General features: G+C 30.5%; 12 protein-coding genes. 2 read left to right on the forward strand and 10 right to left on the reverse strand.

Annotation, left to right across the window (positions count from 1 at the left end; all coding sequences use genetic code 11):
* Positions 1-22: 22 nt before the first annotated feature.
* Complete coding sequence (gene cphA / locus AAC008_RS14170; protein ID WP_339890097.1) at positions 23-2,647, reverse strand: cyanophycin synthetase; 2,625 nt, start codon at positions 2,645-2,647, stop codon at positions 23-25.
* A 399-nt stretch (positions 2,648-3,046) separates the two neighbouring features.
* Here cphA and AAC008_RS14175 point away from each other — a divergent pair, with 399 nt between their 5' ends.
* Both AAC008_RS14175 and AAC008_RS14180 read left to right on the forward strand, forming a co-directional pair.
* Positions 3,047-3,919 (forward strand): cyanophycinase, encoded by an 873-nt coding sequence (locus AAC008_RS14175; RefSeq protein WP_339890098.1) that lies wholly within the window; start codon positions 3,047-3,049, stop codon positions 3,917-3,919.
* 55 nt (positions 3,920-3,974) lie between these two features.
* Positions 3,975-4,817: an isoaspartyl peptidase/L-asparaginase gene (locus AAC008_RS14180; protein ID WP_339890100.1), complete on the forward strand. Its 843-nt coding sequence runs from the start codon at positions 3,975-3,977 to the stop codon at positions 4,815-4,817.
* 2 nt (positions 4,818-4,819) lie between these two features.
* Here AAC008_RS14180 and AAC008_RS14185 read toward each other — a convergent pair whose 3' ends face one another.
* From AAC008_RS14185 to thrS, 9 genes are all read right to left on the reverse strand, one after another.
* The gene (locus AAC008_RS14185; RefSeq protein WP_339890102.1) at positions 4,820-5,380 is read right to left on the reverse strand and encodes an OST5 family protein; all 561 of its coding nucleotides are present in this window, start codon (positions 5,378-5,380) and stop codon (positions 4,820-4,822) included.
* Positions 5,380-6,336 (reverse strand): transglutaminase domain-containing protein, encoded by a 957-nt coding sequence (locus AAC008_RS14190; RefSeq protein ID WP_339890104.1) that lies wholly within the window; start codon positions 6,334-6,336, stop codon positions 5,380-5,382. The genes AAC008_RS14185 and AAC008_RS14190 overlap by 1 nt, the downstream gene beginning before the upstream one ends.
* 22 nt (positions 6,337-6,358) lie before the next feature.
* A complete protein-coding gene (locus tag AAC008_RS14195) occupies positions 6,359-6,664 on the reverse strand; it encodes a type II toxin-antitoxin system RelE/ParE family toxin (RefSeq protein WP_339890106.1) in 306 nt (101 codons plus the stop codon).
* Complete coding sequence (locus AAC008_RS14200) at positions 6,648-6,887, reverse strand: hypothetical protein (protein WP_339890108.1); 240 nt, start codon at positions 6,885-6,887, stop codon at positions 6,648-6,650. Before AAC008_RS14200 ends, AAC008_RS14195 begins: the two co-directional genes overlap by 17 nt.
* A 64-nt stretch (positions 6,888-6,951) precedes the next feature.
* Complete coding sequence (gene rlmF / locus AAC008_RS14205) at positions 6,952-7,926, reverse strand: 23S rRNA (adenine(1618)-N(6))-methyltransferase RlmF (protein WP_339890110.1); 975 nt, start codon at positions 7,924-7,926, stop codon at positions 6,952-6,954.
* Between the two features lie 48 nt (positions 7,927-7,974).
* Positions 7,975-8,319, reverse strand: a complete 345-nt coding sequence (rplT, locus tag AAC008_RS14210) for a 50S ribosomal protein L20 (RefSeq protein ID WP_026717052.1) — start codon at positions 8,317-8,319, stop codon at positions 7,975-7,977.
* A gap of 165 nt (positions 8,320-8,484) precedes the next feature.
* Positions 8,485-8,682: a 50S ribosomal protein L35 gene (gene rpmI, locus AAC008_RS14215; protein WP_026717053.1), complete on the reverse strand. Its 198-nt coding sequence runs from the start codon at positions 8,680-8,682 to the stop codon at positions 8,485-8,487.
* A 94-nt stretch (positions 8,683-8,776) separates the two neighbouring features.
* Entirely contained in the window at positions 8,777-9,325 is a 549-nt protein-coding gene (infC, locus tag AAC008_RS14220; RefSeq protein WP_084518952.1) for a translation initiation factor IF-3, read from the reverse strand.
* A 22-nt stretch (positions 9,326-9,347) separates the two neighbouring features.
* Positions 9,348-11,294, reverse strand: coding sequence for a threonine--tRNA ligase (thrS, locus tag AAC008_RS14225; RefSeq protein WP_339890112.1), 1,947 nt, complete (start codon positions 11,292-11,294; stop codon positions 9,348-9,350).
* Positions 11,295-11,611: the final 317 nt, after the last annotated feature.

Consider the following 11,611-nt stretch of genomic DNA (forward strand, 5'->3'; position numbering starts at 1 on the left):
AAATATTTTTGAATTAAACTAATTAAACATTCTGCTCTTCATTTTCTTTGTCTAAATAGTCTTGAACGATATCAATGGCATTTGCAACAACATCACTTAAAGCAGTAATAAATGCTCCGTCTTCAACTGTGTCTATTGCATGTTTTATAGCTTCAGTTTCTAATGGAATTATTTCATAAGTAGTATTACTGTTTGCTTCATTAATTCCTTCTAAAATTAAATCTATAATTTCTTGTTCTGTTCTACCTCTTAAATATTTTTCTTGTCTTATGATGATGTGATCAAACATTCTTCCTGCAATTAAACCGCATTCTTTAATGTCTTCATCGCGTCTGTCTCCAACACCAGCAATAATTCCAATTTTTTTAGCAGCTTCTATATTATTTAAATAATCTTCAATACCACGATATCCAGCAGGATTGTGAGCAAAATCAATCAGAACTTTGAATTTTCTAAACTCAAAAATATTCATGCGTCCAGGTGTTTGAGCCACACTTGGAATAAAAGTTTTTAAAGATAAACTAATATCGTCTGTTTTAAATCCCCATAAATAACTCGCAAGAGTTGCTGCTAAAACATTAGCAATCATAAAACGAGCTTTTCCATTTAAAGTTAAAGGAACATGAGTTGCTCTTTCAACTCTAATTTTCCATTCTCCTTTTTTGATGGTAATGTATCCATTTTCGTAAACAGCAACGGTTTTCCCTTCTTTACAGAGTTTTTTTATAAACGGATTTTCTTCATCTAAACTAAAATAAGCTACGTTGCAATCTAAAGTTTCTCCAATTTTTACACATTGTTCGTCTTCTCCATTTAATATTGCCCAACCGTCTTTTTTTACACTGCGAACAACTACGCTTTTTACTTTTGCTAAATCTTCTAAAGTATGAATGTCAGCTAAACCTAAATGATCTTCAGCAACATTAGTCATTACAGCAATATCACAACGACCAAATCCTAAACCAGAACGTAAAATTCCACCACGAGCTGTTTCTAAAATGGCAAATTCTACTGTTGGATCTTTTAAAATATATTCAGCAGAAAGTGGTCCAGTTGTATCACCTTTTTCCATCATATGGTTTTGAATGTAAATTCCGTCTGATGTAGTAAAACCAACTTTGAAACCATTATTTTTTACAATATGAGCAATTAAACGAGTTGTAGTTGTTTTTCCGTTTGTTCCAGTTACTGCTATAATTGGAATACGACTTTCTTTTCCTGGAGGATAAAGCATGTCAATAACTGGAGCAGCTACATTCCTTGGTAATCCTTCAGATGGAGCTAAGTGCATTCTAAATCCAGGTGCAGCGTTGACTTCTAAAATACAACCACCATTTTCTTTTAACGGTTGCGTTAAGTTTTCGGCCATAATATCTACACCACAAATATCTAATCCAATAACTCTAGAAATTCTTTCGCAAAGAAAAATATTTTCTGGATGCATCATGTCAGTAACATCTACTGAAGTTCCCCCTGTGCTTAAATTGGCAGTTGATTTTAAATAAACTACTTCACCATTTGCAGGAATTGTATCAACGGTGTAACCATATTTTTCTAATAAATCTTCTGAATCTCTATCAATTTCTATTTGAGTTAATACATTTTCGTGACCATAACCACGTCTTGGATCTTTATTGGTAACATCTATTAACTCTTGGATTGTGTTTTTTCCGTTACCAACAACATTAGCAGGAACTCTTTTGGCAGCAGCTACTAATTTGTTATCAATGATTAAAACCCTAAAATCAAAACCAGTTACGAATTTCTCTACAATAACTCTTCTGCTATATTTTTTTGCATAAGCCAATCCTTCAACTGCATCTTCCCAATTTTTGACATTAATAGAAGCACCTTTTCCATGATTTCCATCTAAAGGTTTCAGAACAATTGGGTAACCTATTTTTTTGATTGTATCTTCTAAATCTTCTTCATCTACACAAATATCTCCATCGGCAACAGGTATTGAAGCCATGCTTAACATTCGTTTGGTTTGTTCTTTATCACAAGCAATATCTACCGCAATATTACTAGTTTTGCAAGTAATTGTTGCTTGGAAACGTAATTGATTTATTCCGTAACCTAATTGTACTAATGAATTTGTTCCCAAACGAATCCAAGGAATATCTCTTGCAACAGCTTCTTCTACAATGCTTCCTGTACTTGGTCCAAGTCGAACACGCTCACGAATTTCACGCATTTTTTGTAAGTCACCTTCTAAATCATAATCTGTTCCTGAAATTAAAGCTTCTGCAATTCTTACTGATGATTCGGCTGCAAATAATCCTACATTCTCTTCGGTATAACTAAATACAACATTGTAAACTCCAGGTGTTTTCGTTTCTCTTGTACGACCAAAACCTGTATCCATTCCTGCTAAAGTCTGAATTTCTAATGCAATGTGTTCAATAACATGACCCATCCAAGTACCTTTGTCTACTCGCATAAAAAAGCCACCTTTACAACCTTCTGAACATCTGTGTTCTATCATGGTTGGAAACATAGTTTCAATTCGCTCACGAAAACCTTTAATTTTATCGGTTGGAGATTGTTCCATTTCCTCTAAATCTAATCGCATTTGGATTAGCTTTTTTCTTTTTACACTCCAAAGGTTTGGTCCACGTAAGGCTTGAATTTTAAGTATTTTCATTATTGGTCTTTATTTTTTGTTGTAATAGTTACGAATCTGTTAAAATTAAGGATTTTTTGCTTTATTATTTTAATTTTTTTGAAAGAAATTTAAAATTATTTTCTGTATTTTGAAACTAATGTTGATTTTCAGACTTTTACAAGCCTTAATAAACAAAAAAGACGACTATCTTCAAGCCCTGATAGGAATGGCATCCTTTTTTGTGCTGATTTTTTCTTTTTAACAAGTTATTTGACAAAAAAGATATAATGGATAGCAGGAAAAAGAATTGTTAATAAGCCAAGTGTTTTGCTCAAAAATAAAGAAAGAAAATTGAAGGTTGATAGTATGAATTTATTACTTTTGCCAAATGAATTCGATGGATAGAATTTATACTAATTGGGGGAAATATAACACTATATGAACTGTAAGGGTAAATTAATTATTATTGGTGGGGCTGTAGATAAAGGCAGTTTCGCGGAAAAAGAATTCGATAAAGACGTTGCAAAAAATATTAATTTCTTCGAAAAAGGAATTTTGAAACGTATTATTGATGAATCGAAGCATAAAAATAAATCGAGAATTGAAATTATACCAACTGCATCTAGTATTCCTAAAGAAGTTGGTGCTGAATATGTAAAAGCTTTACGTTATTTAGAAGCTGAAAACACAGATGTTTTAAATATCGAAAATCGTGAACAAGCTAATAGTGAAGAGACTTTAGCTCGTTTAAAAGCTGCTGATGTAGTTATGTTTACTGGTGGAGATCAATTGCGTTTAACATCTATATTAGGTGGAACAAAGTTTCATGATATGTTGTTAGATAAATACGAAAATGAAGAATTTGTTTATGCAGGAACTTCAGCTGGTGCAGCTGCTGCATCTAATCACATGATTTATCAAGGTAGTAGTAGTGAAGCCTTATTAAAAGGTGAAGTAAAAATCACAAGTGGTCTTTCGTTTATTGATAATGTAATTATTGATACGCATTTTGTAAAACGTGGAAGAATTGGTCGTTTGTTTCAAGCAGTTGTTAGTAATCCAAGATTGTTAGGAATTGGACTTGGTGAAGATACTGGACTTTTAATTAAGAATAACAATCAAATGGAAGCTATTGGTTCTGGTTTGGTAATTTTAGTAGATGGAAAAGAAATTAAAGAAACTAATTTAACCGAAATTTCTTTAGGTGAGCCAATTTCTATAAATCATTTAGTTACTCACGTTATGAGTATGCACGACTTTTTTGATTTGAGTACCTATAAAATGAAGATTCATACTTCTCAACACGCATAAATTTATTATAAATATATTTCAGCATCATGAGTTGCTGAAAAAAGTTCAGCATAAAATGAAAATAATAATTCACGGTGGTTTTTTTTCAGAATCTAGTACAGATAAAGATACAAAAGTTGCAAAACAACAAGCTTTACTTCAAATTGTAAAAAATTCTTATAACTATTTGCAATTTCATACAGCATTAGAAACAGTAGTTTATGCTGTTTCTTTGTTGGAAGATGATGCGTTATTTAATGCTGGAATTGGTTCTCAAATTCAGAGTGACGGAAAAATTAGGATGAGTGCTTCTTTAATGGATGGTGTGACTAATAAATTTAGTGGTGTTATTAATATTGAAGAAGTTAAAAATCCGATTCAGGTTACTCAAATTTTATTAAATGTTGATGATAGAGTTTTAAGTGGTGAAGGTGCAACTCAATTTGCAAGAAATCATGGTTTTGAAAAATTCTCTACTGAAATTCCACAACGAAAAGCTGAATATGAAGCAAAAGTAAAATCAAACGGTCAAGGAACAGTTGGTTGTGTAGCTTTTGATAAAAACGGAAACATTGCAGTAGCCACTTCTACTGGTGGAAAAGGTTTCGAAATTGTAGGAAGAGTTTCTGATTCGGCAACTGTCGCAGGAAATTATGCAAATGCTTACTGTGGTGTAAGTCTAACAGGTGTTGGCGAAGATATTACAAGTAATGCAACAGCAGCAAAAATTGTAACTCGAGTTACTGATGGATTTACATTAGAACAAGCTTTTGAAAAAACATTTGAAGAATTAAAGCCTTATGATGGTTTTGCAGGTGCAATTGCAATTGACTATAAAGGAAATATTTTTCATAAAGACTCACATCCAAGTATGGTTTTTGCTAGTTTTGATGGGGAAAAGGAAGAGGTTTTTGTGTGATTTTAGTTTTTGATGATTTTTAAATCTGTCTTCACTTGACTCGGTTTAAGAATTCTATCTTTTATTTCAATATTAATTTCGTACTTTATATCATATAGTTCTAAAATTGAATCTAATTCTTTTTTAATTTTCAAATTACTTTTTTTGTCTAATAAATGTCTGTTTAACATTCCAAAAGCATAACTTAATAAAACAATCCCGATACTAATAAATACGGTTGTTGATCCTATTAAAAATACAGTTGACTTTCCTATATTTATTTTTAATACTTCAGAAATATATTCGTAGAAAAAAAAGGTGCCTAAAAATACACAAATAGCTAAAAGTAAGAATACTGTAAAATAAATATAAACTAATTTTTTCTCAATCTTTATTTTTTTAAATTCAATATTTATTTCAATAACTTTAGCTTTAAGATTCTTACTAAACTTAATTTTATTACACTTTTTGTCAAAATTTGGTTTCTCATTTGTTAGAATGCAAAAGATTCCGTTATTAAAACTAACATTGTGATTTAAAAATAGTTCACAGTGTTTTGTTAGGTTTGTTTTTTCAGGATTCATTATTTTATTTTAAAATTTATAACATCTTTGTATTCTAAATATGAACCATCGGAATCAAATATTGTAATATTGACTTTTATAAATGTATTAATTTTGATAGATTTTTTTTCAAATTTTATATAGTCAATACCATCTTGAATTAAAAATATTGAATTTGGAATGTTATCAAAAAGTACATTGTCGTAGCTAAACTTTAAATTAGCCTTAATGCTTTTTAAGTTTGATTTATACGTAAAATAATAATAATTATCATCTTGTAAAACTTTAGGTGATTCTTCAAACCCTAGTTTAAACCATTCTGCATTTATGTAAATTGATTTATTAAATTCTTCTAAAGTTACTTTTTTTTCTAATAATTGCCATTCTGGTTTTTCTGGAAAATGTGTAATTATTGCTCTTTTTGGATCAATATCAAAATAATAGTCTGAAATATCTAGATTATCAGTGTTACCAGAATTCCCCCAAGTTGTATCGACTATTTTCCATTCATCATTTATTTCAATAACATTCCAAGCGTGGCTAAAGTCAGAGTCTTTATTTATGTCTAAATAATTATTTCTTTCGTCTCTGATGTGACCATGAATAGTATAACAATAGATGTCTGCTCTGTCCATAAAATGTTTAAATAAAACAGAATACCCCAAACAAATAGCCTGTCTTTTTGTAAAAACTGATTCTGCTGATAGGTTATATGAGTAATCTTTTTCATAATTATAATCTATCGTTTTCATTTTGTTTAGTAATTCAAAATCATAGTTTACATTTAGGCCAATCCAATAATAAAAAAATTTTGCTTTTTCATAATCATCTTTAATATTTATATTAGCGTAATTTACAAGTCTATCAATTGTGAATGTCCTTCCTTTTAATTTTTCAGCTAATTCCTTTCCAGACTTAATTTGAGAAAGACAATTACTTGCAATCAGAAATAATATAATTAAGTGAATTTTTTTCATTAGAGCTGATTTTGGATTATTCTTATTTTAAGTTCTTCTTTTCAGGATTTTGCTTGTTGAAAAAGAAAGATAGTATTTCAATATCATTGACTAAAACTCTGTAATACATAGAATTTAATGAAAGAATAACAGCTCTTCTGATTTCAGGTTTGAAATCAGATGATTGAAACAAATAGGGATTTTGAGAAATAAGATTTAATGTTTTTTCAATAGAACTTGCTAGTTTTTGCAATTCTTTATCAGTCCAATTTTCTTCTAAGAAAGTAATAATTTCTTCTAATTCTTTTAAAGAATTGTCTGTCCAAAGAATTCTATAACCACTTTTCATAAAGCTTTCTAGCTTGAGAATGATTGTTTAGTTTTCCTTCTTCAACATCTTTTAAACCACATTCTATAGATTTTTTTTCATTTTCAGAAATAGAATCCCACCAATCTTTGCTCTCTTTTTTTCTTAAATCCATAATTTTATTCAAAATAGAAACATCATCAATGGTAGATAACCATTGAATTAATTCTATTTTTTTATTGGATAATGTTGTTTCAGAACTCATAATGAAAGATTTATAAATCAAAGATAATAATTAATTTGTAAAGTAATTAAAATGAAATAATAAACTATTTAATTACCTTCAAATCCTTAAAACTCCAAAAAACCAAGCGACTTGTTTTATTTCCTTGACTCAAATCAATAGTTTTTACATCAACTGTTCCCACTTTTTTAAGTAATTTGTAAATTGATTTTAGATTTTCTTTCTTAGAAACTAATGTTGAAAACCATAAAGACTGTGTTTTGAAATGTACACTTTCATAAATCATGTTAGTTATAAAAGCGATTTCTCCACCTTCACACCATAATTCATTATTCACACCACCAAAATTTAAGGTTGGTTTTGCTGTGATTTCATTCTTTAAATTTTTTACTTTTCGAATCGTACCTTTTGTAGCTTCTTCTTTTGAACTGTGAAAAGGAGGATTACATAAAGTCATATCGAAAATTTCACCTTCATTAATAATGCCTTTGAATATATTTCGCTTTGAAGATTGCATTCTAAGTTCTACTAAATCTTTTAAACCTGAATTTGATTTTACAATTTTATCAGCCCATTTTATGGCTTGACCATCAATTTCAGAACCTACAAATTGCCAACCATATTCATTAATTCCGATTATTGGATAAATACAATTAGAACCAATTCCTATATCTAAAACTTTGATTTTTTTTCCTGTTGGAATTTCTCCATAAACTTGGCTCAATACATCTGCTATATGATGAATGTATTCAGCTCTTCCTGGAATTGGTGGACAAAGAAAACCTTCAGGAATATCCCAATATTCTATATTGTAATAAGCTTTTAATAGAGCAGCATTTAAAGTTTTTACAGCTTTTGGATTTGAAAAATCGATACTTTCATTTCCGAACTTATTGATAGCAACAAATTCTTTTAAAGTTGGAGTAGTGCTAATTAATTTTTCAAAATCGTAAGCAACATTATGTTTGTTTCTTGGGTGAAAGCCCTTTTTTTCTGGAGTTGTATTCAAAATAGTATTTGTTTTTGGTAAAGATAAAGCTAATAAATAAAAAAATCCCAACCTTTCGATTGGGATTTAATTTATAAGTAAGATAAACGGTTAGACGTTTTATTTAATTTTATTTACAACAGCTCCAAAAGCTTCTGGGTGGTTCATAGCTAAATCTGCAAGAACTTTACGGTTCAATTCGATGTTGTTAGCTTTTACTTTCCCCATAAACTGAGAATAACTCATTCCGTGTAAACGAGCTCCTGCGTTAATACGCATGATCCATAATGAACGGAAGTTTCTTTTGTTTACTTTTCTATCGCGGTAAGCATAAGTTAATGCTTTCTCTACTGCGTTTTTCGCTACTGTCCAAACGTTTTTACGTCTTCCAAAGTAACCTTTGGCTTGTTTTAATACTCTTTTTCTACGTGCTCTTTTAGCAACTGAATTTACTGATCTTGGCATAATTTTAAATGTGTTTTGTAGTAGGCGTCTTATTTTTTCAAAGTACTTAGTTGCTCTAATACAGGGTTATTGAATTGTTTTAACCTAAACTTCAAAAGTGTTCAGTGTTCAGTTTTTAGTGTTCAGTCTAAACTGACTACTAATCACTAATCACTAATTACTGAATTATATAATTCTTAATTGTTGTTTAATGCTTTTCTCATCTGTTTTATGAACTAAAGCAGAGTGAGTTAAAGCTAATTTACGCTTTTTAGATTTTTTAGTCAAAATGTGACTTTTAAAAGCGTGCTTTCTCTTGATCTTTCCAGTACCAGTAACTTTGAATCGTTTCTTAGCACTAGATTTTGTTTTCATTTTAGGCATTTCTTCCTTATTTAATATTTATCTTACTTACTATCTTTATGCTGAAATTATTTCAGCATCTTATCATTTTATAGGCTTATTTGTATAAGCTCTTTTATTTCTTCTTTTTAGAAGCAATAAACATAATCATACGTTTTCCTTCAAGAATTGGCATTTGTTCTACTTTACCAAATTCTTCAAGATCTTGAGCCAAACGTAATAATAATATTTGTCCTTGCTCTTTATAAATGATTGATCGTCCTTTAAAGAAAACAAAAGCTTTTAATTTTGCACCTTCTTTTAAGAATTTCTCAGCATTCTTTCTTTTGAATTCATAATCATGTTCATCTGTTTGAGGTCCAAAACGGATTTCTTTAACAGTTACTTGAGATGACTTTGCCTTCATTTCTTTTTCACGCTTTTTTTGCATGTAAAGAAATTTTTTGTAATCCATTATTTTACAAACGGGTGGTTCTGCATTTGGAGAAATTTCTACCAAATCAAGTTCCTGCTCTTCTGCCATTTTCATAGCTTCAGAAGTTTTGTAAATTTTAGGTTCACTATTGTCTCCCACAAGACGTACTTCAGGTACACGAATAAAGTTATTTATTCTGTGGGCATCTTTTTTTTCTACTCGAGGCTGGTAACCTCTATTGTTTCTTATTGCTATGGCTATAAATATTTAGTTAAACTTCAAATGTTTTTAATGTTTTTTGCACTTCCTCGTTAACAAGTGATGCAAAATCGTCAATTGAAACGGTAATATTACCTTTTCCATCTTGACCATGTCTTCTTACAGAAACCGTACCGTTTTTCTCTTCTTCCTCACCTATGATTAGCATGAACGGATATTTTTGTCCTTCAGCATCTCTAATTTTCTTACCAATTGTCTCGTTTCGGTTGTCTACGAGGGTGCGAATTTCGTGATTTTCTAGCAATTCTGAAACTTTTTTCGCATAATTTTCATATTTCTCACTCAAAGACAGTATAATAGCCTGTTCTGGCATCAACCAAAGTGGGAAATTTCCTCCTGTATGTTCAATTAAAATTGCAATAAAGCGTTCCATCGAACCAAAAGGTGCTCTGTGAATCATTACAGGTCGATGTAATTCGTTATCACTTCCTTTATATGTAAGGTCAAAACGCTCCGGTAAATTATAGTCAACCTGAATTGTTCCAAGTTGCCAACTTCTACCTAAGGCATCTTTTACCATGAAATCCAATTTAGGGCCATAGAAAGCCGCTTCACCATATTCAATAGTCGTATTTAGATTTTTATCTTTTGCAGCATTGATAATAGCATTTTCTGCTTTTTCCCAATTTTCATCGCTACCTATATATTTATCTCTATTTTCTTTATCACGTAATGATATTTGTGCTGTAAAGTTTTCAAACCCTAATGAACCAAAAACATACAATACTAAATCTATTACTTTTTTAAACTCTTCGTCTAGTTGATCTGGCGTACAAAATATATGCGCATCATCTTGAGTAAAACCTCTTACGCGAGTTAAACCATGTAATTCTCCACTTTGCTCATATCTATATACGGTTCCAAATTCAGCATAACGCTTTGGTAAATCCTTATAAGACCAAGGTCTAGCATTAAAGATTTCACAGTGATGAGGACAGTTCATTGGTTTCAATAAGAACTCTTCTCCTTCTGCAGGTGTATTTATAGGTTGAAAACTATCTGCACCATATTTAGCATAATGTCCAGAAGTAACATAAAGTTCCTTTTGTCCAATATGCGGAGTTATTACTTGTTCGTATCCGGCTTTTTTCTGAGCTTTCTTTAAAAACTGTTCTAATCTATCACGTAAAGCAGCACCTTTTGGTAACCATAATGGTAATCCTTGCCCAACTCTTTGTGAAAAATGAAATAAGTCTAACTCTTTACCTAGTTTTCTATGGTCACGTTTTTTAGCTTCTTCAAGTAAATGTAAGTATTCAGTTAAGTCCTTTTGTTTAGGAAAAGAAATTCCATAAACTCTAGTTAACTGCTTGTTCTTTTCATTTCCTCTCCAATAAGCACCAGCAACAGAAAGTATTTTCATAGCTTTTATAATTCCTGTATTCGGAATATGTCCACCACGACACAAATCAAAAAAGTTAGAATGATCACAAAAAGTAATCGTTCCGTCTTCAAGATTCGAAATTAATTCTGTTTTATATTCATTGTCTTTATATACATTCAATGCTTCAGCTTTTGAAACCGAACGAAGTTTAAATTCATGCTTCTCTCTAGAAATTTCTAGAACTCTATCTTCAATTCCTTTAAAATCTGCATCTGTAAATTTTTCATCCCCAAAATCTACATCATAATAAAACCCATTATCAATTGCAGGACCTAATGTTAATTTTGCATTTGGAAATTTTTCTTCAATAGCTTGAGCCATTACATGAGAAGTAGAATGCCAAAACGCTTTCTTACCTTCATCGTTGTTCCAAGTAAATAATATTAATGAACCATCGGTGGTTAATTCGGTTGTTGTTTCAACAGTTGTGTCATTAAAGGAAGCCGAAATAACATTTCTAGCCAAACCTTCACTTATGCTCATTGCAACATCCATAGGAGTAGAGCCTTTTGCCATCTCCTTAATTGACCCGTCAGGTAAAGTAATTTGTATCATTGTTTATTTTTAATAAGTTGCAAATATAAAACAAACACTAAACACATACAATATATATAGGTATACATTTTTAAATAAAATATACCTTATATATAGGTAGAAGTCTTTTTTATTAGGAGCAACACTTCAGTCTATGTTTATAGTTGTTTGGTTCCCGCTATCCATTCTATCTTTTCTTTTTTGGTTAAAAAAGAAAAGGATGCCATTCCTATCGGGGCTAAAAGACGAAGTTTAGGTCTTTTATCTATTTGTTTTAGGCGCGTTATCAACAAAGTCTAATAAAATTTTCAAAACAGGATAAATTTATCTGAGTGTTA

It is taken from the genome of uncultured Flavobacterium sp., from assembly GCF_963975515.1.
In the GTDB taxonomy this organism is placed as follows: domain Bacteria; phylum Bacteroidota; class Bacteroidia; order Flavobacteriales; family Flavobacteriaceae; genus Flavobacterium.

What these genes read in the sequence shown, in the direction of transcription:
- cphA (WP_339890097.1), bottom strand. Translation starts at nt 2,647, where the DNA reads ATGAAAATACTTAAAATTCAAGCCTTACGTGGACCAAACCTTTGGAGT.
- AAC008_RS14175 (WP_339890098.1), top strand. Translation starts at nt 3,047, where the DNA reads ATGAACTGTAAGGGTAAATTAATTATTATTGGTGGGGCTGTAGATAAA.
- AAC008_RS14180 (WP_339890100.1), top strand. Translation starts at nt 3,975, where the DNA reads ATGAAAATAATAATTCACGGTGGTTTTTTTTCAGAATCTAGTACAGAT.
- AAC008_RS14185 (WP_339890102.1), bottom strand. Translation starts at nt 5,380, where the DNA reads ATGAATCCTGAAAAAACAAACCTAACAAAACACTGTGAACTATTTTTA.
- AAC008_RS14190 (WP_339890104.1), bottom strand. Translation starts at nt 6,336, where the DNA reads ATGAAAAAAATTCACTTAATTATATTATTTCTGATTGCAAGTAATTGT.
- AAC008_RS14195 (WP_339890106.1), bottom strand. Translation starts at nt 6,664, where the DNA reads ATGAAAAGTGGTTATAGAATTCTTTGGACAGACAATTCTTTAAAAGAA.
- AAC008_RS14200 (WP_339890108.1), bottom strand. Translation starts at nt 6,887, where the DNA reads ATGAGTTCTGAAACAACATTATCCAATAAAAAAATAGAATTAATTCAA.
- rplT (WP_026717052.1), bottom strand. Translation starts at nt 8,319, where the DNA reads ATGCCAAGATCAGTAAATTCAGTTGCTAAAAGAGCACGTAGAAAAAGA.
- rpmI (WP_026717053.1), bottom strand. Translation starts at nt 8,682, where the DNA reads ATGCCTAAAATGAAAACAAAATCTAGTGCTAAGAAACGATTCAAAGTT.
- thrS (WP_339890112.1), bottom strand. Translation starts at nt 11,294, where the DNA reads ATGATACAAATTACTTTACCTGACGGGTCAATTAAGGAGATGGCAAAA.